Below are 20609 nucleotides of genomic sequence, written 5' to 3'. Positions count from 1 at the left end.
CGCAAACATTCAAAGCAGCAAGCTTTGGTGAGTGACATCGCTCAGCCAAAGCTAACTGACAGGAGAATGACCATGAATGCACAAGAGAAACGCCGTGCAGCTCGCGCTGAGAAGCAATCAGCGTGGAAGCAAGCCAACCCCCTGTTGGTTGGTGTGAGGGCCAAACCTGATTGCCGACCGGTTCTGACACTGAACCGCAAGCCCGTTGACCGGGTGGTGAAGGCAGTCGATACCGAGACCGAATATCACAAGCAGATTATGGCGGGCGCAGCGAAGTATATCGGCGGAGATATTCAAGGCTCAATCTGCCTGCCGGACGTAGCTATTTACCACGCAGGGCATCGCAAATCAGATTCAGTGACAGCACGATAGTTTTTCACACAACTGCCGATTAATAGATAAACAGCACAGGGAGGACAGAGATTGAAAAGTACGATGCAATATACCGCTATGCGGGTTAAGCAGTTTGGCTTTACTCCGGCAGTTGAAGTTCAGTGCGTAGACACACGCAGCAAGCAGAACACTGATTGCCTGCTCCTGTTTAAAGCGCTTGATGATGTAGTTTTTCTGGGGGCTGATAACTTTCATCCGCTCATAAAAGCGGAAATGAAGCAGGTAGCCATCGATGCCCTGGCGGCAGGCAAGGGAAAACTACAGATTGAGGCCAGGCAACGCGTCAGCGAGCTTGAGAGCAGCAGAATCAGGCAGGCCAGCATAGCCAGGCAGTTCCGGGATGCAGTAGCCGCATGGTCTCAAGACCTATCCGGCCTTAGCCGGGACGTGCAGAACGGTTTAGATGTGCCGACAGTCAAATCCAGATTGATGGCGCTGGTCAGCAGTATGGAAAGGCTAAAGCCAAACAAATGACAAAAACCCGCTTCGGCGGGTTTTTTTATTGCCTGCAATGCAAAGTTTAGGAGGCTTGCTCCTCCCCTTCTCTGCGTGACAGGCATGAGAGCACATCGGTATGTCTGCCGGAGATTGCATTATTCAACGCGGGTTACCGCAAATCAGAAAGCATTACAGCGAGGTAAGCATGGCTAGCAATAAGAAACCAAATTTCACCGCAAAGGTTAAGTTCTGGGCCAACGGCATTACATCAGAATGCAGCGGCGGAATCTCTGGCTGCATCTCTGCAATGTTCACCTCTCTTCCCCGAGAGAGCCGCGAAGCGCTGATTGATAAGCTCCAGCAAAAGCACATTGCAGTGTCGGAGTGGGAAGATGAGCGAGCAGCATCTGAGCGGGCTATCGCAACTAAAAAAGACATCGTAACGGCGAGGTAGATATGGGGCTGGATATTTCAGCATACAGCGGCATTAAAAAGCTTGATGCGACCATTAATGACGATGGTGAAGCAATTGACAATAAAACTCTCGAGGCTTTGCCATGGGATGGCTCATGGTTCACTCCGTGGGTTAACCCTGATTTTCCCGGGCGAGCCGATGAAATTGAGAGTGGCGCAGTCTACTCATACGAAGACTGCACTGGGCATGGCATCGGGTATGGCGGCCATTACTGGTGGAGAGATCAATTGGCGAAGGTTGCCAGCTATCCTCTGACTGAACAAACCCAGTATGGGAAAACTCAATACTGCCATTTTGCCGGCGCACTGGCAGCAAGGGGCGGGCCGTTTTACGAACTGATTAATTTCAGCGATTGCGATGGAGTTATCGGAACAGTTGTCTGCAAAAAACTCGCTGCAGATTTTGCTGCCTTTGCTGAAAAAGCAGAGCTAGAAGGCGGTAGTTTTTACGAAAACTATCAGTACTGGCGCGAAGCATTAGATATGGCATCCAACAACGGTTGTATCCGTTTTCACTAGCCGCCACTGAGCGGCTTTTCCATATCTGGAGGCTCCATGATAAGCACTGGAAATTACATATTCATTTGGTTGGTGACTGGTGTGTTGATGGGGCTGGGCTTTATAGCAGGAGGTTGAAGATGCAAAAGCCAATTGAAGTGACGCAACTCGATATTGCATTTGGTGGCAAGGCCATGAAGATTCTTCCTGCCTATTCATTAATACCGGGTGAGTTTAAGAAAGACTCCAACAAGTGGAGTCAGCTTGTTAGTAAGTGGTTCTTCGGCGGGCTAAACAAGGATGAGTGGCCGAAAGCAAAGGATGGCATCGACTGGAATCTGGCAATGCTGAATATCCAGGCGTGCCTTTCGTGCTTCGAACCAAAGCACGAGCACAAAATTGCTGGCGCGGCTTACCTCGCTTCGCAGTGGTTTGAGTGACACCGTAAAGCTGTCTACTCAGACGGCTTTGAGGTGCTACGCACCAACGCTGTGAAGTTTCAAATGATAGAGACAGAACAGGATGCGATTTGGCCGCTTAGTGCGGCCTTCTTTTTTTACACCAACCTAACCCATTCAACGGAGTATCCCCATGCAACTCGCAATTGCTGGGGCGGCATCGGGCTGCCCCAAAAACACCATGTTCGATTTCAAACTCACCGGCGCTGACGTTATGTCGTGGAAGCCTAAGAGCCGCTTACAGCAGCTTTGGGAGCGTCTGTTACAGGTCGTATCGCAGGAGGGCAAACCGTGAAGACTCAATCACCCACCCTGCCTTACCAGAAGCAGCAGGAAGAGTTAGAGCGCCATCGCAAGATGCTGGAGAACTCGAAGGATTTCACATTCATCAACCTGATGCTGAAAAGCCTTGGCTTGGGAGAGAAGAAATGAGACTGAACAGAATCGCCCGGTACGAGGTGCAGGATATCGCCGACAACCTGCCGGATAGCGAACTGGAGTTCATCGCCGCAGAAGTTGATGCGCGAATGAACCAGCACAAGACAAACCCGTTAATGCCTGCTCTGTGCGCATTCCTGACGAAGCATTACGACTACCCGGCCATTGAGATGTTCGATGAAGACGACGAGCAGCACGAAGCCGCTGAGGCGTTTTTACGTGAAGCGATGGTGCGGGTTGCGCGGCGTGAAATTGCGATCGGGATTTACCGCAACAAACATGGAAATCAGGAGGCGGCATAATGCAGCCGGGCATCTATTACGACATCAGCAACGAGGACTATCACGGCGGCCCGGGCATCAGCAAATCACAGCTGGACGACATTGCCATCAACCCGGCCATCTTCCAGTGGCGCAAAGAAGCGCCGGAGGACGACGAGAAGAAATCGGCGCTGGATATGGGAACTGCGTTGCACTGCCTGCTGCTGGAGCCTGAAGAGTTTGATAAGCGGTTTATCGTGGCCCCGGCATTCAACCGGCGAACCAATGAAGGCAAGGCCGATGAGCAGCGATTCCTGAAGGACTGCGAAAGCTCGGGAATGACGGTCATGGATGCCGAGCAGGGCCGAAAGCTGCAGCTTATGCGCGCCAGCACCCTCGCCCACCCGGCGGCACGCTGGCTGCTTGACGCCGAAGGTCATCAGGAGGCGTCAATCTACTGGAATGACGAACAGACCGGCGAACTTTGCCGTATCCGTCCGGACAAGTTCCTGTCGGGGCAGCCCGTTATTGTCGACGTGAAGAAAGTAGCTGATATGTCCCGCTTCGCCCGCCACGTTGAAGAGTTCCGCTATCACGTTCAGGACGCCTATTACCGCGAAGGCTTCAGCAAGCACTTCAGTGAATACCCACTTTTCGTTTTCATCGCAGTCAGCGAGGCGATCGACTGCGGCCGGTACCCTGTGCGCACCTTCCAGTTGCAGGAGGACGATGTTGCCGTGGGCTACGACCTGTTCCGCCGCAACCTCGATACTTATCACGAATGCATGCTGTCCGGTAACTGGGGTGGCATCGAAGAAATTACACGCCCGGACTGGGCCAAGAGAAAGGATTACGCATGAGCAACGATATCATCACCGCGCCAGTCAATGAGGCTGACACCAAGGCGGCAATCTTCAGCCCGAGCGGCCTGCATAAGCTGCAGGCGTTTGCTGAAGTCATGGCGCAGGGCAAGGCAACGGTTCCTGCTCACCTGTCCGGCAAGCCTGCTGACTGTCTGGCGATCGCATTACAGGCTGCTCAGTGGGGAATGAATCCTTACGCGGTGGCGCAGAAAACGCATCTGGTTAACGGCACGCTGGGTTATGAGGCTCAGCTGGTCAATGCGGTAATCACGAGTTCAACCGCCGTTCAGGGCCGATTCAAATATGAATACGGCGGTGACTGGGAGAAGTTTAAGCCGGGCGCAGCAAACGCATCGAATGAGCGCGGGCTGTCTGTACGCGTCGGCGCAGTGCTGCGCGGCGAAACAGAAATCACATGGGGTGAGCCGCTTTACATGGAGTACGTCACTACGCGCAATTCCCCATTGTGGAAGACGGCGCCAAAGCAGCAGCTGGCATATCTGGCTGTTAAGTATTGGGCGCGCCTCTACTGCCCGGACGTGATTCTCGGTGTTTATACTCCGGATGAGTTTGAACCGGCGCAGCGAGCAGAACGCGATGTCACCCCGGCACGCAGCCGCGCTGACCTGAACAACCTGATTAACAGCAAGCCTGAAACACAGCAGCCCGAGCGCGAAATTAACCCGGCGACGAATACCAGTGCAGCAGCGCGCACGCCGGATGAGCTGCTTGCCGATTTCACTGAAGCTTCTGCTAACGCTGATTCCGTTGCGAGTCTGGATCGCTTCTACAAATACGCGGCGCGCATGCTGGCAAGCGAGGCTGAAACGCTCGAAAAGGCGACCGATGTTTATCTGCTTCGCAAAGCGGAGATTGAAGAGGCGGGAGCGTAACTATGCGAAAGCTCGCTCAGTACCGGCGCAACAATCACCCGAACAGCGGATTCAAAGAGAAAGTCACCTTCCAGCTATCCAAACGACCAATGACAGGGCGCGAATTATGCGCCCTTTTTCATATGACGCTCGGTGACTTTAACGGGCTGATGCGTGGATGCCTGCGCGGTAAAACAGCGGTGATTGAGGCTACCTACCCTGTGCCGGTAGATGGGTGCACCGATTACACCTACACGCTTATCAGCACAAGCCGCCTCACTCCGACCCGCCCGCAAACCATGCTCATCAGCCGCCGGTCACTTGCAGAGCGCGGTGAAGACAAGCGCCAGCAAAACATCATCGCAGCCGAAAAGCGCGCTCGACCCATTAAGCGCGGCTGGTATCCGGGCTGTCTGGACTAACTATTTTCGCCGCGGCATTGAGCCTGACAGCGGCATAAGGGGTAAGAGAATGTGTAATCCATTAACTATCGGCGTTAGCCCGCTTACGAACACCATCTTCGCCGGCCGTAGCAAGGCAGTAAGGGGCATGGCTCCTGATGCGCGCAAGTTTGTTGGCGCCAAAGAGGACGTGACGGACCAAGTTCTTTATGCCGCTGCTATGCATCTAATGAACAGCGATGACATCAAAGTTTTTAAGCTGCCTGACGGAACGGAGCTACACCTGCGCGCTGACATCAAGGAGGCGAAATGAGCGACAAAAAATATCCCAGCAACCTCTATCTTGAGTCTGTGACAACAAGCGTTGATTTTGCGAGCCATGTCTCGGTCGAGGCTGTCGTTGTCATGGCAAAGGAGTTACTGGCGCTGCGTAAGGCTACGCCTTGCCAGCACCAATGGGACACTCTGAAACTGGTTGAATGCGGCGGTAGCTATCAGTATTGCAAGCTATGCGGCATCAAGAAGGTCGCTGACTAAATTTCAGCAACAGACATTGTACGAACCGAATCAGCCGCGAAAGCGGTTTTTTATTGCCTATAGGAAACCGAAATGACACATCCAGACCCTATTGATGAAGCCGCAGAACGCGAGCAGCAGATGATTGAGATTGCCCTGGCGAACCGTAAACGCCCGGAGATGCAGTTTACCGGAGCCTGCTATAACTGCGAGGAGCCAGTAGATAAAGGCTTCTTCTGCTGTAGCGAATGCAGGGAAGACTACGAGCGTATTGAGCGCGCTAAGCAGCATAGGAGGGTGGCATGAGTATTGAGTGGAATGGAGATGGTTTGCCCCCCGCTGGGGTGCGTATGTGAGATTGCGCCACCAATACATGGTGCGGGTACAAAGGTGCGCGTGCTATGCCATGACGAGAACGCGGCTGTATGTCGCATTCTAGAAGGTGATCGACTGCATTCGCTCTGCCAATTAGAAGTGACGGAGATTCGCCCACTCGAACCGAAGCAACGCGCAAGCGTGATGAGGCAATAGCAGACCTTCATAATGCTTTAGGTCATGCGCACGGACTCTTCGACCTTGCACTTCTCTATAAAGCACTCACGTCAGGCATGATTCGTCACATCAGCCTGAAGTAACCATGGAGCCAGTAGCTGAGAACGTGCTAAGGGCAGTAGCGCGTAAGTGCAGGAGCGAAATCATCAACGCCATAGACGGCAGGCCCAAGAAAGAACACGACCGCATCATTACCTCCCTTCTCGACAAGCACGCCAAATCAATCACCGCCCTGCCGCCAGATACCTTTACAGCAAAGCGCTGGTTGGCTTTCTATGTGCGGCAGGTGGATAAGGAGATAAGACAGTGAAGGTTGCCTACATAACTAAATATGCTCTCACATTTGGAATCTATAGCACCAAAGGCGAGATAAGCGACGACACGTTTATTCAGAAAGCCCAACAGCGGGGAGAGTTTGACCAGTATTTCCATGGAAATGAGTGGCACCTAAGCAAAGAAGAAGCGATGGCGCACGCAGAGGAGATGAGGATCCGCAAGCTGAAGTCGCTGGATAAACAGATAAAGAAAATCTCTCTTCTAAAGTTCGACGTTAAGTAACCCCCCCACCCACCCTATTCACTATCGCGCTCTGCGTGAGGAGTTGTTATGTCTGAGAAGTATCGACTCATCTACTGTGATCCACCCTGGTCGTACAGCAATACCATTAGCAACGGCGCAGCAACTGACCATTACCAAACGATGCCGATCGCAGATATTAAGCGGCTGCCGGTTTGGGATATCGCTGCCGACAATGCAGTGCTGGCGATGTGGTACACCGGCACCCATAACGCCGAAGCAGTACAACTCGCAGAAGCCTGGGGATTTAAGGTTAGGACGATGAAGGGTTTCACCTGGGTGAAACTCAATCAGTTGGCCGAGCAGCATATCAATAAGGCGCTCGCAGATGGTGAGGTGAGTGACTTCTACGATTTTCTGGCGCTGCTGAACACGCAGACGCGTATGAACGGCGGCAACTACACCAGAGCCAACACGGAAGATTTACTGATCGCGGTGCGCGGCAGCGGAATTGAAAGGGTTAACGCATCAGTAAAGCAGGTCATATATAGCCCGCTTGGGGAGCACAGCGCAAAGCCCTGGGAAGCCCGCCACCGGCTGGAGTTGCTTTACGGTGATGTTCCACGCATTGAGTTATTCAGCCGCGGCGACGCAACAGGATGGCATCACTGGGGAAATGAAAACCCCCCGCAATGATATTGAGTTGCTACCCGGCGTTGCGATCCCTTCCGGCAGGAGATCGGATGAAGCAGCATGAACGCCCTCCCCAACATCAGCCCCGGCGAGTTCACTCTTTGGCTCGCCGTTTTTATTCTCATATTGCTGGTCTGGAACTGGCCGCATAAGGAGTAGATATGGAAACCTATGCCCTGTCTATGGATGAGGCATGCGCGTTCCTTGGGATTTCACGCCCTACCTGCCAGCAGTGGATCCGCACCGGCAGGCTCATGGCAACGCGCAAAGACCCATCCAAACCGAAGTCTCCTTACCTCCTCACCCGTCAGGCCTGTATTGCCGCCCTCAACAATCCAATGCACACTGTCGCCGTGAGCGCGGCGGTTGCACATGAGGAGAATAAATCATGTCGATCTTCCGCAGAGGTGCCGTCTGGTACGGCAGTTACACGACGCCAGGCGGGAAGCGCATTAAGGAATCTCTTGGCACAGAGGACCGAAAGCAAGCACAGGAGCTTCACGACCGGCGAAAGGCTGAGTTATGGCGAATAGAGCGGCTGGGTGATTTCCCGGATGTTACGTTCGAAGAAGCTTGCCTGCGCTGGCTGGAAGAAAAGGCGCACAAGAAATCACTCGATGCTGATAAGGGCCGGATCGGATTCTGGCTCATGCACTTTGAAGGCGTGTTGCTGAAGGATATCAGCGAGGCAAAGATTTACGCCGCGGTCAGCAGGATGACCAACCGGAAGGCAAAGGAGCGGTGGGAACAGCGCGCCGTGTCGATGGCGAAGAAAGGACTGGATATCGGGGAGTACAAACCGGCTGCCGTCTCCACCTCCACCAAGGCAAAGCACCTGGCATTGATGAAGGCGCTGATGAGGGCAGCGGAACGTGAGTGGAAGTGGATCGAGAAGTCGCCAGTTATCAAAGTTCCTCAGGAAAGAAACAAGCGGGTGCGGTGGCTCGAACCCGCTGAGGCAAAGCGACTGATTGATGAGTGTCCGGAACCACTAAAGTCTACCGTAGAGTTCGCGCTGGCAACAGGCCTGCGCCGCTCGAACATCGTTGACCTGAAGTGGCAGCAGATTGACCTGCAGAGAAAGGTGGCGTGGATATACCCGGAAGAGAGTAAATCAGGCAGAGCTATTGGCGTAGCACTGAATGAAATGGCTGAATCCGTCCTGAGACGACAGATTGGCCGTCATCACAACTGGGTATTTGTTCACACCGAATCGGTGAAGCGTAATGACGGAACGACGACGGCAAGCGTCAGGAAGATGCGGGTCGATTCAAACACTGCGTGGCGCGCAGCATTGAAGCGGGCTGGTATTGAGGACTTCCGTTTCCATGACCTTCGGCATACATGGGCGAGCTGGTTGATTCAGGCTGGCGTTCCATTATCGGCGCTGCAGGAAATGGGGGGCTGGGAAAGCATTGAGATGGTACAGCGATATGCTCACCTGGCACCGAACCACTTAACGGAGCATGCACGGCAAATTGATGCGATTTTTGGCAGTCGCGTCCCAAATCTGTCCCATGTGGAAAATCTGGTAGTTGGAGGAAGGGGGTAACTCGTTGAATTTATTTGGTACGCCCTACAGGATTCGAACCTGTGACCTACGGCTTAGAAGGCCGGTGCTCTATCCAACTGAGCTAAGGGCGCATGGAGATGGCACGGATTATACGTCGGGAAGCGGGTACGTCAACGTTTTTGCCGTTTCTCCGCAGCGAAGTGCTGCGGTAATGACCAATTGGCGTCAGTGACGCCTGCGCCATTCGCTGAGCGACACGAGTTTACTGTTGTCGGTAAATTCTCCTTCCAGCTCAATCCCTTGTGATGTGAAACGCGCATTGTATTGCTCACGAAGTGCATGCAGCTCCTGGATGTCCGGCTCCAGCTGGCGCAGAAAGCCCAGCGCGAGCAGCAACTGCTGGCGGTTAATAAGCGGTGGAAAACCGGCACGACTAAGAATCGCATGCCATCGCTGGCTGTTCTCCTCGCTGCCGTCAACAATGAACACCTGCCAGATCAGCAGTACCGCTGCGCCATTATGCAGATGCGTTTCATTATCGCTGCTGAGATAGTCGGTAAACTCTTTCGCCGCCTCTTTCCCCATCATAGAGATCATTGATTCCACCTGTACCGGTGGCAGCTGCAGCCGTTTGCTGAGCCGCTGAGCGGCATGGCGTGAGCGAGCGGTGAGCAGCTGAAATCCAGCGACAAACACCACCGCCAGAGTAGCAAGCATTATCCAAATCATTACATCGTCCCCGGATTGTCCTGCAGATATCATACGCATGCAGGCTGGCACTCGTCGCGACGAAAAAGCCGGAAAGCACATACGCGGCTGAAACTGTAACTGACAGCGCGCCGCGCTTCTGACAAAATACCCCTCTTCCCCGATTCAACACAACACAGTGGATTTCCTCTCTGATGGCAGCAAAAATTATTGACGGTAAAACGATTGCGCAGCAGGTGCGCGTTGAGGTTGCGGAAAAAGTGAAGCAGCGTCTGGCCGCCGGAAAACGCGCGCCGGGTCTGGCAGTGGTTCTGGTGGGTGAAAACCCGGCATCACAGATCTACGTGGCCAGCAAACGCCGCGCCTGTGAAGAGGTCGGTTTCCACTCCCGCTCTTACGATTTGCCTGCCACGACCCGCGAAGCTGAGCTGCTGGAGCTGATTGATGCGCTCAATCAGGACGACGAAATCGATGGCATCCTGGTGCAGCTGCCACTGCCAGCCGGCATTGATAATGTTAAAGTGCTGGAGCGCATCACGCCTGATAAAGATGTCGATGGATTCCACCCTTATAACGTTGGTCGCCTCTGTCAGCGCGCGCCAACCCTGCGTCCCTGCACGCCACGCGGTATCGTGACGCTGCTGGAGCGCTACAACATTGACACCTACGGCCTGAATGCCGTGGTGGTTGGCGCATCCAACATTGTTGGTCGTCCGATGAGTATGGAACTGCTGCTGGCGGGCTGCACCACGACCGTCACTCATCGCTTTACCAAAGATCTGCGCCATCACGTTGAGCATGCCGATCTGCTGGTCGTTGCAGTGGGTAAGCCAGGGTTTATTCCGGGTGACTGGATCAAACCGGGCGCCATCGTCATCGATGTGGGCATTAACCGGCTGGAGAGCGGCAAAGTGGTGGGCGATGTTGATTTTGACAGTGCATCCGAGCGCGCCTCCTACATTACCCCGGTGCCGGGCGGTGTGGGCCCAATGACAGTAGCAACACTGATTCAAAACACGCTGCAGGCGTGCGAAGAGTTTCATGATAAAGAGGTGGTTTAAATGACAAGTTTTTCACTGGGTAAATTCCCGCACGTCGATCTGTGTGACCTGCTGAAACTGGAAGGCTGGGTTCAGAGCGGCGCACAGGCGAAAGTCGTGATTGCCGAGGGTGAAGTGAAGGTCAACGGTGCGGTAGAAACCCGCAAGCGCTGCAAAATCGTAGCCGGTCAGACCGTGGAATTCGCGGGTTTCCGCATTACTGTGGTCGAGTAATTTCCGGGCGTCCCTGCGGGGACGCTGTTACACCCGCTCATCCCCCCTTTACGCACGTCTCCCCTTCCCGCTGTTCCAGTGCAATATGATTCACCGCCGTATGCTGCGCTATCAACGTCGCGAGCCGGGGTGAATGGCTGGTGATCCAGAGCTGACTGAACTCGCTGGCTTCGGCGATTAAGCGCGCCAGCGCAGGCAACAGATCTTCATGCAGGCTGTTTTCCGGCTCATTCAGTGCCATAAAGGCGGGCGGACGCGGGCTGAGCAGTGCGACAACCAGACAGAGAAACCTCAGCGTCCCATCAGAAAACTCCGCGCTCTCCAGCGGACGCAGAATGCCCTGGCGCGACATCAGCATCTGGAAACGGCCATTCTGCACATCGACATCAAACTGGCTGTCGGGAAACGCCTGTTCCATCACCTCAGACAGGAGTTCGGAATGACCGCGCTCAACAATGGTCGCCCAGGCCGCCGCCAGATTGCTGCCATCATGGCTCAGCACCGGCGCACGCACGCCAATCTGCGGTGCCCGTATCGGTGAGCCAGGCCAGACCGCAAACTCATGGTAAAAGCGCCACTGCTGCAGACGTTCGCGCAGCTGCGAAAGCTCCGGATAGCGATGCGGTTCGCCAAGCTGACCAAACAGCGACTCTTCGGGATGCAGCACCGCCGGATAGGCGACGCGCTCGCCCTCAACGTTGTGCAGAAAGGCGGTCTGATTTTCGCGCTGCATAATGCAGGCGGAAGGACGGCGCTGCTGACCGCTCAGCCAGAGTCGCTCCTGCTTCACCAGCGGATCGAGATTGAACAGGCTGGTCACCAGCGGCTCGGGAAAGCCAATCTCCAGCTGGTAATCCATGTCATCCATCACTACCGCCAGCTCCAGCCGCTTTGGATCGTGTCGGCGATCGCCCCGGCGTAAGCCGCCCGCCCACATCGCTTTCTGAATGCCGCCTTCTTCAGCCAGCGCCAGTGCCAGACGACCGCTGGCCGCCTCATGCAGCAACCGCACCGCTTTGTAGAGGTTGGATTTACCGCAGCCGTTGGGACCGCTCACCACATTCAGCTGCTGCAGCGACAGCGTCAGGTTACGTATCGAGCGGAAGCCGCGGATCTGAATCTGTTCAATCGCCATAATAAAAAAAGGGCGATTGCTCGCCCTCTCCGGTTTATTTTCGACGCCAGCTGGAGCCCTGTGGCCCATCCTCGACGATGACACCCAGCGCGTTAAGCTTGTCGCGCGCGATGTCCGCTTCCGCCCAGGCTTTGGCGGCGCGCGCATCGGCACGGGCTTTCACCCAGTGCTCAATCTCGGCAACCTCTTCGTCATTGACCTGCGCGCCGCTTTGCAGGAACAGCTCAGGATCCTGCTGCAGAATGCCCAGCACGTTGGCCATCTCGCGCAGCTTCGACGCCAGCCCGTGCGCTGAAGCGCCATCTTCACTTTTCAGGCGGTTCACTTCACGCGCCATATCGAACAGCACCGAATAGGCTTCCGGGGTGTTGAAATCATCATCCATCGCGCTGCGGAACCGCGCTTCAAACGCTTCGCCGCCGTGGGCAGGCACGCTGCTGTCGGTGTGACGCAGTGCCGTATAGAGACGCTCCAGCGCCGCACGCGCCTGATTCAGGTTATCTTCGCCGTAGTTAAGCTGGCTGCGATAGTGACCGGACATCAGGAAGTAACGCACCGTCTCCGCATCATAATGTTGCAGCACGTCACGCACGGTGAAGAAGTTACCGAGCGATTTGGACATCTTCTCGCGATCAACCATCACCATGCCGGAGTGCATCCAGTAGTTGACGTAAGGACCGTCATGGGCGCAGCTCGACTGAGCGATTTCGTTTTCATGGTGCGGGAACATCAGATCGGAGCCGCCGCCGTGGATATCGAAATGGGTGCCCAGCTGTTTGCAGTTCATTGCCGAGCACTCGATGTGCCAGCCGGGACGACCGTTGCCCCACGGCGATGACCAGGCTGGCTCATCCGCTTTGGACATTTTCCACAGCACGAAGTCCATCGGGTTGCGCTTCACGTCGGCGACTTCAACGCGCGCGCCCGCCTGCAACTGCTCAAGATCCTGACGGGACAGCGCGCCGTAATCGGTGTCGCTGAGCACATCAAACATCACGTCGCCATTGTCCGCCACATAAGCGTGACCGCGAGCGATCAGCGTCTCCACCAGCTCGATAATCTCAGCGATGTGACGGGTAGCGCGCGGCTCCTCATCGGGAGGCAGAATCCCCAGCGCGGCGAAGTCGTTGTGCATCTCGCCAATCATGCGGTTAGTCAGGGTTTCGATGCTCTCGCCGTTTTCGTTGGCGCGCCTGATGATTTTGTCATCAATGTCGGTAATGTTACGTACATAATTAAGCTGATAACCGAGGTAACGCAGGTAGCGCGCCACCACGTCAAACGCCACGAACGTCCGCCCATGACCAATGTGACAGAGGTCATACACCGTGATGCCGCAAACATACATCCCGATTTTACCGGCATGAATGGGTTTGAATTCCTCTTTCTGTCGACTCAGGGTGTTATAAATCTTAAGCATTGAACGGTTCCGTTTTCGCGTGTGGTTGGCACTTTTAAGTATCCAGACATTGTGCCGTATTTTTATCGCTCGCGCGACGCAAAGCAAGCCAACTGCGCCGCGCTGCTGACGCGTCATTGGAAATTATGATATAAGAACGGTCGACAAAAAGGGGGACGCCAATCGACAGAGCGACCTCAGCAACTGATGACAACCTTTACAGGACGACAAAAATGGTAACTTTCCAGACGAACCATGGCGATATCGTAATCAAAACTTTCGATGATAAAGCGCCAGCAACCGTACAGAACTTCCTGGATTACTGCCGTGAAGGTTTTTACGACAACACCATTTTCCACCGCGTAATCAACGGCTTTATGATTCAGGGCGGCGGCTTCGAGCCGGGCATGAAGCAGAAAGAAACTAAAGCCGAAATTCAGAACGAAGCCAGCAATGGCCTGAAAAACACCAAAGGTACGCTGGCAATGGCACGTACCTCTGCGCCGCACTCTGCGACCGCACAGTTTTTCATCAACGTAGCTGACAACGACTTCCTGAACTTCCGTGACGAAAGCGTTCAGGGCTGGGGCTACTGCGTGTTCGCTGAAGTGGTTGAAGGTATGGATGTGGTCGAGAAGATCAAAGCGGTCTCTACCGGCCGCAGCGGCATGCACCAGGATGTGCCAAAAGACGACGTCGTTATCCAGAAAGTGACCGTCAGCGAGTAATGTCGCGCACGCTGTTTATCGCAGATCTCCATCTGTGTCAGGAAGAACCGGCGATTACCGCCGGTTTTCTGCATTTTTTACAGCGCGAAGCACCCCACTGCGACGCGCTCTATATTCTCGGCGATCTGTTTGAAGCCTGGATTGGCGACGACGATCCCAATCCGCTGCATCAGCAGGTTGCCCGCGCCCTGCGCGCCCTGCCGGTTCCGGTTTACTTTATCCATGGCAATCGCGACTTCCTGATTGGCCGACGCTTCGCGCAGGCCTGCGGCATGACGCTGCTGCCGGAAGAGCAGGTGCTGACGCTCTACGGCCATCGGTTGCTGATCATGCACGGCGATACGCTCTGTACCGACGATGCGGGTTACCTGCGTTTTCGGGCCAAAGTGCATAATCCCTGGATCCAGCGGCTGTTTCTCGCGTTGCCGTTATGGATACGTAAACGCATTGCCGCCCGGATGCGCGCCGACAGTAAACAGGCCAACCAGCATAAATCCCAGACCATCATGGATGTGAATCAGGAAGCGGTCGTCGCCACTATGCTGCGCCAGCAGGTGCCGCTGTTAATCCACGGTCACACTCATCGCCCGGCGATTCATACGCTGAGCCTGCAGGGTGAACCGGCGCAACGCGCGGTGCTGGGTGCCTGGCACTGCCGGGGTTCCATGATCCAGCTCGACGCCAGTGGCATTCAGCTTATCCATTTCGACTTTTAATCTGCGGTTAAATCCACGACCTTAAGCCCGACGCAACCGTTTTCCTTGCGTGCTTCTCATGCTATTCTCGGTGCCCTTCAAAACCTGTCCGCCCGGCCAGGTCTGTTTGTTCATTCACAGGAGTTGACCCCATGTCATCCAACGCCCCGGCCCGCATCGCCATTGTTATGGGTTCCAGAAGTGACTGGGCCACCATGCAGTTCGCCGCTGAAATCCTCTCCAGCCTGGACGTCCCTTTTGATGTTGAAGTGGTCTCTGCGCACCGCACCCCGGATAAACTGTTCAGCTTCGCCGAAACGGCAGCCGACAAGGGTCTTCAGGTGATTATTGCTGGCGCAGGTGGCGCGGCACATCTGCCGGGTATGCTGGCGGCAAAAACGCTGGTGCCGGTACTGGGTGTGCCGGTGCAGAGCGCAGCACTGAGCGGCGTCGATAGCCTCTATTCGATTGTGCAGATGCCGCGCGGTATTCCGGTTGGTACGCTGGCGATTGGCAAGGCGGGCGCAGCCAATGCCGCGCTGCTGGCGGCGCAGATTCTGGCGCTGCATGACAGTGCGCTGGCGTTACGCCTGACCACCTGGCGTCAGAGCCAGACCGATGAGGTGCTGAACCATCCCGATCCGCGGGTGGATGCATGAAGCCGGTTTGCGTACTGGGCAACGGCCAGTTAGGTCGTATGCTGCGTCAGGCGGGTGAACCCCTGGGCATCGCGGTGTATCCGGTGGGCTTAGACGCCGATCCCACCGCGCTCCCTATCGCCGACAGCGTGATCACCGCCGAAATCGAACGCTGGCCGGAGACGGCGCTGACGCGTGAGCTGGCCAGCCATCCGGCCTTTGTTAACCGCGATATCTTTCCGCGTCTGGCGGATCGTCTCACGCAGAAACAGCTGCTGGATCAGCTGGGACTGGCCACCGCGCCGTGGCAGTTGCTGGCAGATAAAAGCGAATGGCCAGCGGTGTTCGACTGGCTGGGCGAGTTAGCGATTGTGAAAAGCCGCACCGGCGGTTACGACGGCCGGGGTCAGTGGCGTCTGCGTGCCGATGAGACTCACACCCTGCCGGAAGCGTGCTACGGCGAATGCATCGTTGAGCAGGGCATCAACTTTTCCGGTGAAGTGTCACTGGTGGGGGGCGCGCGGTCACGATGGCCAGGTGGTGTTCTATCCGCTGACGCATAACCTGCATCAGGATGGCATTCTGCGCACCAGCGTTGCGCTGCCGCAGGCGGATCAGGCACAGCAGCAGCAGGCCGAAGCGATGCTGAGCGCGATCATGCAGGAACTGAACTACGTCGGCGTAATGGCGATGGAGTGTTTCGTTACGCCAGACGGATTGCTGATCAATGAGCTGGCGCCGCGCGTCCATAACAGTGGGCACTGGACGCAGAACGGTGCGTCGATCAGCCAGTTTGAGCTGCATCTGCGCGCCATTCTTGGCCTGGCATTACCACAGCCGGTGGTATTTGCGCCGTCGGCGATGGTCAATCTGATTGGCACTGACGTGAATCTCAGCTGGCTGCAGCAGCCGCTGGTGCATCTGCACTGGTATGACAAAGAGGTGCGCCCGGGTCGTAAAGTGGGCCATCTGAATCTGACCGACAGCGATACAGAACGGCTAAAAGCGGCACTGAATTCGCTGGTGCCGCAGCTACCGGAAGCGTACGCCAGCGGCATCGCTTGGGCGGTTGAAAAGCTGTAGTTTCCCGCACCGGAGTCTGATGATGGCTTTACCAGGCAGCTTAGAGCGATTGAGCAGTCGCCTTTAAGTCAGAGGGAGACGCCGGTAACGGGAAACGATCGCAAAGACGCAAAAACGGCATCCCTGCCAGCTCGGCACGCGCCATCCCTGGCGCGTGACGCTTTGCTCTTCGTTTCCCGTTACCCGCTTGCTGGTGATGGGTGCGATCTGGATGAAGGTCAAAGGCGGGCTTAGTGCAGCCTTATGCCTACACTCCCTTACGCCGCATCAAACTTCCTGAACAGCGCCTTCCCTTTCAGTAATCGGATCCCCAGCCAGCCACCGCACAGCGACAACAGCAGCGCGCCACACAACGGCAGCGCCAGCCACAGGGTCCAGTCAGGCTGCCACGGGAAGTCGAAAATCTTAGTCTGTAATCCCCACAGTGCCGCTTCTGCCCCCATCGCCGCTGCCACGCCGGAGACCACGCCGAGCAATGCAAACTCACACCACAGCGTCGTACGCAGCAGCCGTTTACCGGCACCCAGCGTGCGATAGACCACCAGCTCCTGACGCCGCTGACGCATACCGACCTGAATCTGCGCCAGCAGCAGCAACACGCCACAGGCGGTCACCAGCACCACCATGATCTCCAGTGCCTGGCTGACCTGCGCCAGCACCTGACCGATCTGCCGCATAATGCTGCCGATATCCAGCAGACTCAGCGCCGGAAAAGCACGGTTAAGCTGCGCCAGCAGAACAGGATTCGCCTCCATGCGGAAGCTGGTGAGCCAGGTCTGCGGCTGGCTGTCGAGCGCGCCCGGCGGGAAGATAAAGAAGAAGTTCGGCTTCAGGCTTTCCCAGTCCACTTTACGCAAACTGGTAATGCGCGCGCTGAAGGTCTGCGTATCGCCGTCGAACGTCAGGGTATCGCCGAGCTTCAGCCCCAGCCGATCGGCCAGCTCCACTTCCATCGACACTTCACCCGCTTTAGGTGGCCAGTTGCCTGCCACCAGCGGATTATGATCCGGACGATCGGCCAGTTCCGTCAGGTTGAGCTCACGGTTCAGGGCGTTATCCAGCTTCGGATCGGCCGGTTTGCCGTTGAGTTCACTGAGCCGTACCCGCGCAATCGGGTAAAAGGTCCCGGGCGTGATCTGATGCGACTGCAGGAAATCACGCACCTGCGGCACCTGATCTGCCGTCATGTTCAGCAGGAAGAAGTTCGGGCTATCCGCCGGTAACTGCTGCTGCCAGCGATCCAGCAGATCGCCACGCATTACCAGCAGCAGCGCCAGCAGCATGAACGACAGCGAAAAGGCCGCAAGCTGGCTCAGCGTCATGCCGGGCTGGCGCAGCAGCCGGTTGATCGCCAGTCGTAACGCCAGATTGCGCACTACCAGCCGACGCAGCAGCAGCAGGGTTCCCCAGCCGAGTAGTGCCAGCAATCCGGCCAGCACCACCACACCCGCCAGCAGCGCCCAGAGCATTTTACTGCCGCCAACCAGCAGCGCTAACAGCGTCACCACCACCGCGATCATCACCGGAATATAGATCTTCAGCGGCCAGAGATTCGCCACCGCATCGCGCCGCAACACCCGCAGCGGCTGTGTCGCCAGCAGCAGACGATAGGGACGCAGACCCACCAGCAGCGAAATCACAAACAACGATCCCACCGCCCAGATCCATGGCCAGACGCTGGCCGCCGGTAAGCTGGCAGGCAGCACGGGTTTCAGCATCGCCATCAGGATCGCTTCAACGCCCTGCCCCACCAGACCACCGGCAATCGCCGCCAGCAGCAGCACCGCCAGCCACTGACCGATGATCAGCCGCTGCAACGCGCCGTGCGTCGCACCCAGGGTTTTCAGCACTGCCACCAGATCGTAGCGGCTGCGGCAATAGTGGCTCATGGCGACCGCCACGGCCGCAATCGCCAGCATCAGCGTCAGCAAGGCCGAGAGCAGCAGGAACTGCTGTGCCCGCTGCATCGAACGGCCCAGTGCATCTTCCGAGTTCTCCACGCTGATCCAGCGCTGGTCCGCCTTCAGTTGCGGTTCAACCCAGCGGTCATAGCTGGCCAGCTGATCGGGATTACCGGTAAACTTATAGCGCCAGGTGATGCGGCTGCCTGGCTGAATCGCACCGGTTTTGGCGGCATCCGCCAGATTGATCAGCAGACGCGGCGCCATCTCAAACGGGTTAAAGCCGCCATCCGGCTCCTGGATCACCTCGCCGCTGATGCGCAGCTGGGTGTCACCCACTTCCAGCGTGTCGCCCACTTTCAGGTTCAGCAGCGCCATCAGGCGCGGTGCTGCCAGCGCAGTTCCCGCCTGCGGCCTCAGCCCCGGTGGCTGCGTCTGCAGCGTGCCAAACATCGGGTAGCGATCATCCACCGCTTTTACTGAGGCAAGCTGCGGTGACTGATCGGCAAAGGTCATGGTCATAAAGGTCAGCTGACGGCTCACCGTCAGACCGGTTTCAGCCGCTTTTGCCAGCCAGGCTTCTGGCGCTGCATCACTGCTGCGCAGCGTACGGTCGCCGGCCATAAAATCACGGCTCTGCTGATTCAGCCCTTTTTCCATGCGATCGCTGATCGACCCCAGCGCCAGCACGCAGGCGACCGCCAGCGTCAGGGCCAGCCAGACAATCAGCAGCGAGGGCGAACGCCACTCGCGCCAGAACCAGCGCCAGATCATTGCTCCTCCCACAATTTACCGTCGCGCAGCCGCAGGCGACGATCGCAGCGCGCCGCCAGTTGCTCGTCATGCGTCACCAGAATCAGCGTGGTGGCGAAGTCACGGTTAAGGGAAAACAGCAGATCGGCGATGCGGTCACCGGTTTTACGATCGAGATTGCCGGTAGGCTCATCGGCAAACAGCAGACCAGGACGGCCACTGAAGGCGCGGGCCAGCGCCACCCGCTGCTGCTCGCCGCCTGAAAGCTGGGCGGGCAGATGATGCAGACGTTCACCCAGTCCGAGCAGCGTCAGAAGCTCTTTCGCCTGTTCACGGCTCTGACGGTCGCTGTCGCCGCGCAGCAGCGAAGGAAGCTGCACATTCTCCTGGGCATTCAGTGTCGGCACCAGCATAAATGACTGGAATACAAAGCCGACCTGTCGCGCACGCAGGGCCGCACGCTGCTCTTCGTTCATCTGATGCAGTGGCTGCCCCAGCAGATGAACTTCGCCGCTGCTGCCATCGTCCAGCCCGGCCAGAATTCCGAGCAGGGTTGACTTGCCGGAACCGGACTCGCCAATCAGCGCAATGGTCTCAGCTGGTTTGACAACCAACTCAACTCCGGTAAGGATGGTTAACTGATGCTCTCCCTGACCGACGGACTTAGTAAGATGATGAACTTCAACAATGTTTTCCGCTGGCATTATCCCTTCCTGTTATTGATTCTTCTGCTGGTGTCGCGTCTTGCTGCTGCAGATACGCTGATGGTGCTGGGCGACAGCCTGAGTGCGGGCTATCGCATGTCTGCCACTGCGGCCTGGCCCAGCCTGCTTGATAAGCAGTGGCAGCAAAAACCTAAAGTGATCAACGCCAGTATCAGCGGTGATACGGCTGCACAGGGGCTGGCGCGCCTGCCCGCACTATTAAAACAGCATCAGCCGCAATGGGTGTTAATCGAATTGGGCGGTAACGATGGTTTGCGCGGTTTCCCGCCCGACGCTATCGCGCAGAATCTGAGTAAAGTTATCGACGATGTTAAAGCCGCCAATGCGAAGCCGCTGCTGATGCAGATTCGTCTGCCTGCCAACTATGGCCGCCGCTACACCGAAGCGTTCAGCGGCATCTATCCCGGATTAGCGCAGCAGCATAACATTCCTCTGGTGCCCTTTTTCATGGAACAGGTTTATCTGAAACCCGAGTGGATGCAGCAGGATGGCATTCATCCTAATCCTGATGCCCAGCCTTTTATCGCCCAGTTAATGGCAAAAGACCTGGCCCCCCTTAGTTAAGCAGCCGTAGCGCGCAGGGATGCGTCAAAAGGGTAAAGAAATGAAAAAGCACTTTGCCGCATATAATAAATTATTTAAATCAATAATTTAATATCGTTTTTTTTGTTATTGGCGGCAAAGT

Annotated in this window: 28 protein-coding genes, 1 tRNA gene and 3 pseudogenes; 26 read left to right on the top strand and 6 right to left on the bottom strand. The window is 56.3% G+C overall.

Annotation, left to right across the window (positions count from 1 at the left end):
• Positions 1-72 precede the first annotated feature (72 nt).
• The 19 genes and pseudogenes from JNO11_RS04475 to JNO11_RS04385 all read left to right on the top strand — a co-directional run bounded on the left by JNO11_RS04475 (position 73) and on the right by JNO11_RS04385 (position 8924).
• Entirely contained in the window at positions 73-372 is a 300-nt protein-coding gene (locus JNO11_RS04475; protein ID WP_325176977.1) for an antitermination protein N, read from the top strand.
• A gap of 51 nt (positions 373-423) precedes the next feature.
• On the top strand, positions 424-867 hold the full coding sequence (locus JNO11_RS04470) for a hypothetical protein (RefSeq protein ID WP_325176976.1): 444 nt from the start codon (positions 424-426) through the stop codon (positions 865-867).
• Between the two features lie 169 nt (positions 868-1036).
• A complete protein-coding gene (locus JNO11_RS04465; protein WP_325176975.1) occupies positions 1037-1285 on the top strand; it encodes a hypothetical protein in 249 nt (82 codons plus the stop codon).
• A gap of 2 nt (positions 1286-1287) precedes the next feature.
• Positions 1288-1824 carry a hypothetical protein gene (locus JNO11_RS04460; protein ID WP_325176974.1) on the top strand — a complete coding sequence of 179 codons (537 nt, stop codon included), beginning with the start codon at positions 1288-1290 and terminating at the stop codon, positions 1822-1824.
• 119 nt (positions 1825-1943) lie between these two features.
• Positions 1944-2243 (top strand): hypothetical protein, encoded by a 300-nt coding sequence (locus JNO11_RS04455; protein ID WP_325176973.1) that lies wholly within the window; start codon positions 1944-1946, stop codon positions 2241-2243.
• A gap of 151 nt (positions 2244-2394) precedes the next feature.
• Entirely contained in the window at positions 2395-2556 is a 162-nt protein-coding gene (locus JNO11_RS04450) for a hypothetical protein (protein ID WP_191923019.1), read from the top strand.
• The gene (locus JNO11_RS04445) at positions 2553-2693 is read left to right on the top strand and encodes a hypothetical protein (protein WP_158001809.1); all 141 of its coding nucleotides are present in this window, start codon (positions 2553-2555) and stop codon (positions 2691-2693) included. The genes JNO11_RS04450 and JNO11_RS04445 overlap by 4 nt, the downstream gene beginning before the upstream one ends.
• Positions 2690-3001, top strand: coding sequence for a hypothetical protein (locus JNO11_RS04440; protein WP_325176972.1), 312 nt, complete (start codon positions 2690-2692; stop codon positions 2999-3001). The genes JNO11_RS04445 and JNO11_RS04440 overlap by 4 nt, the downstream gene beginning before the upstream one ends.
• Complete coding sequence (locus JNO11_RS04435) at positions 3001-3819, top strand: PD-(D/E)XK nuclease-like domain-containing protein (protein ID WP_325176971.1); 819 nt, start codon at positions 3001-3003, stop codon at positions 3817-3819. The genes JNO11_RS04440 and JNO11_RS04435 overlap by 1 nt, the downstream gene beginning before the upstream one ends.
• Positions 3816-4715 carry a recombinase RecT gene (locus JNO11_RS04430; RefSeq protein ID WP_325176970.1) on the top strand — a complete coding sequence of 300 codons (900 nt, stop codon included), beginning with the start codon at positions 3816-3818 and terminating at the stop codon, positions 4713-4715. The genes JNO11_RS04435 and JNO11_RS04430 overlap by 4 nt, the downstream gene beginning before the upstream one ends.
• 2 nt (positions 4716-4717) lie before the next feature.
• Positions 4718-5116 carry a hypothetical protein gene (locus tag JNO11_RS04425; RefSeq protein WP_325176969.1) on the top strand — a complete coding sequence of 133 codons (399 nt, stop codon included), beginning with the start codon at positions 4718-4720 and terminating at the stop codon, positions 5114-5116.
• A gap of 49 nt (positions 5117-5165) precedes the next feature.
• Positions 5166-5408 carry a hypothetical protein gene (locus JNO11_RS04420; RefSeq protein WP_325176968.1) on the top strand — a complete coding sequence of 81 codons (243 nt, stop codon included), beginning with the start codon at positions 5166-5168 and terminating at the stop codon, positions 5406-5408.
• On the top strand, positions 5405-5632 hold the full coding sequence (locus JNO11_RS04415; RefSeq protein WP_325176967.1) for a hypothetical protein: 228 nt from the start codon (positions 5405-5407) through the stop codon (positions 5630-5632). Before JNO11_RS04420 ends, JNO11_RS04415 begins: the two co-directional genes overlap by 4 nt.
• A 72-nt stretch (positions 5633-5704) precedes the next feature.
• Positions 5705-5917 (top strand): hypothetical protein, encoded by a 213-nt coding sequence (locus JNO11_RS04410; RefSeq protein WP_325176966.1) that lies wholly within the window; start codon positions 5705-5707, stop codon positions 5915-5917.
• A gap of 331 nt (positions 5918-6248) precedes the next feature.
• Positions 6249-6473: a hypothetical protein gene (locus tag JNO11_RS04405; protein WP_325176965.1), complete on the top strand. Its 225-nt coding sequence runs from the start codon at positions 6249-6251 to the stop codon at positions 6471-6473.
• Positions 6470-6721, top strand: a complete 252-nt coding sequence (locus JNO11_RS04400; RefSeq protein WP_325176964.1) for a hypothetical protein — start codon at positions 6470-6472, stop codon at positions 6719-6721. Before JNO11_RS04405 ends, JNO11_RS04400 begins: the two co-directional genes overlap by 4 nt.
• 48 nt (positions 6722-6769) lie before the next feature.
• A pseudogene (locus tag JNO11_RS04395) lies at positions 6770-7436 on the top strand (MT-A70 family methyltransferase).
• A gap of 97 nt (positions 7437-7533) precedes the next feature.
• Positions 7534-7626 (top strand): annotated as a pseudogene (locus JNO11_RS04390) (helix-turn-helix domain-containing protein); the annotation flags it as partial.
• A gap of 134 nt (positions 7627-7760) precedes the next feature.
• A complete protein-coding gene (locus JNO11_RS04385) occupies positions 7761-8924 on the top strand; it encodes a site-specific integrase (protein WP_325176963.1) in 1164 nt (387 codons plus the stop codon).
• A gap of 15 nt (positions 8925-8939) precedes the next feature.
• Here JNO11_RS04385 and JNO11_RS04380 read toward each other — a convergent pair.
• Together JNO11_RS04380 and JNO11_RS04375 are read right to left on the bottom strand one after the other, a co-directional pair.
• Positions 8940-9016, bottom strand: a tRNA-Arg gene (locus JNO11_RS04380).
• 94 nt (positions 9017-9110) lie between these two features.
• On the bottom strand, positions 9111-9614 hold the full coding sequence (locus JNO11_RS04375; protein WP_325176962.1) for a DUF1198 family protein: 504 nt from the start codon (positions 9612-9614) through the stop codon (positions 9111-9113).
• 173 nt (positions 9615-9787) lie between these two features.
• On the opposite strand from JNO11_RS04375, the gene folD reads away from it, so the two are divergent.
• On the top strand, positions 9788-10654 hold the full coding sequence (gene folD / locus JNO11_RS04370; RefSeq protein ID WP_010671240.1) for a bifunctional methylenetetrahydrofolate dehydrogenase/methenyltetrahydrofolate cyclohydrolase FolD: 867 nt from the start codon (positions 9788-9790) through the stop codon (positions 10652-10654).
• On the top strand, positions 10655-10867 hold the full coding sequence (ybcJ, locus tag JNO11_RS04365; protein WP_003849455.1) for a ribosome-associated protein YbcJ: 213 nt from the start codon (positions 10655-10657) through the stop codon (positions 10865-10867).
• 37 nt (positions 10868-10904) lie between these two features.
• On the opposite strand, the gene JNO11_RS04360 is transcribed toward ybcJ, so the two are convergent.
• Together JNO11_RS04360 and cysS are read right to left on the bottom strand one after the other, a co-directional pair.
• Positions 10905-12002 (bottom strand): AAA family ATPase, encoded by a 1098-nt coding sequence (locus JNO11_RS04360; protein ID WP_325176961.1) that lies wholly within the window; start codon positions 12000-12002, stop codon positions 10905-10907.
• Between the two features lie 34 nt (positions 12003-12036).
• Positions 12037-13422 (bottom strand): cysteine--tRNA ligase, encoded by a 1386-nt coding sequence (cysS, locus tag JNO11_RS04355; RefSeq protein WP_010259051.1) that lies wholly within the window; start codon positions 13420-13422, stop codon positions 12037-12039.
• Between the two features lie 212 nt (positions 13423-13634).
• Here cysS and ppiB point away from each other — a divergent pair, with 212 nt between their 5' ends.
• From ppiB to purK, 4 genes and pseudogenes are all read left to right on the top strand, one after another.
• A complete protein-coding gene (ppiB, locus tag JNO11_RS04350; RefSeq protein WP_010259052.1) occupies positions 13635-14129 on the top strand; it encodes a peptidylprolyl isomerase B in 495 nt (164 codons plus the stop codon).
• Entirely contained in the window at positions 14129-14845 is a 717-nt protein-coding gene (gene lpxH / locus JNO11_RS04345; protein ID WP_061901692.1) for a UDP-2,3-diacylglucosamine diphosphatase, read from the top strand. Before ppiB ends, lpxH begins: the two co-directional genes overlap by 1 nt.
• 131 nt (positions 14846-14976) lie before the next feature.
• Positions 14977-15483 (top strand): 5-(carboxyamino)imidazole ribonucleotide mutase, encoded by a 507-nt coding sequence (gene purE, locus JNO11_RS04340; RefSeq protein WP_010259054.1) that lies wholly within the window; start codon positions 14977-14979, stop codon positions 15481-15483.
• Positions 15480-16545 (top strand): annotated as a pseudogene (gene purK, locus JNO11_RS04335) (5-(carboxyamino)imidazole ribonucleotide synthase). The gene purE and the pseudogene purK overlap by 4 nt, the downstream one beginning before the upstream one ends.
• 257 nt (positions 16546-16802) lie before the next feature.
• Here purK and ybbP read toward each other — a convergent pair.
• Both ybbP and ybbA read right to left on the bottom strand, forming a co-directional pair.
• Positions 16803-19220, bottom strand: a complete 2418-nt coding sequence (gene ybbP / locus JNO11_RS04330) for a putative ABC transporter permease subunit YbbP (protein WP_325176960.1) — start codon at positions 19218-19220, stop codon at positions 16803-16805.
• A complete protein-coding gene (gene ybbA / locus JNO11_RS04325; protein ID WP_033756810.1) occupies positions 19217-19903 on the bottom strand; it encodes a putative ABC transporter ATP-binding protein YbbA in 687 nt (228 codons plus the stop codon). Before ybbA ends, ybbP begins: the two co-directional genes overlap by 4 nt.
• Here ybbA and tesA point away from each other — a divergent pair.
• Positions 19871-20488 (top strand): multifunctional acyl-CoA thioesterase I/protease I/lysophospholipase L1, encoded by a 618-nt coding sequence (tesA, locus tag JNO11_RS04320; protein WP_325176959.1) that lies wholly within the window; start codon positions 19871-19873, stop codon positions 20486-20488. The genes ybbA and tesA overlap by 33 nt on opposite strands.
• Positions 20489-20609: the final 121 nt, after the last annotated feature.

It is taken from the genome of Pantoea sp. 1B4 (assembly GCF_016925765.1).
In the GTDB taxonomy this organism is placed as follows: domain Bacteria; phylum Pseudomonadota; class Gammaproteobacteria; order Enterobacterales; family Enterobacteriaceae; genus Pantoea; species Pantoea agglomerans.
The sequence above is the reverse complement of the archived record's forward strand: the minus strand, read 5'-3'. Positions and strand labels throughout refer to the sequence as shown.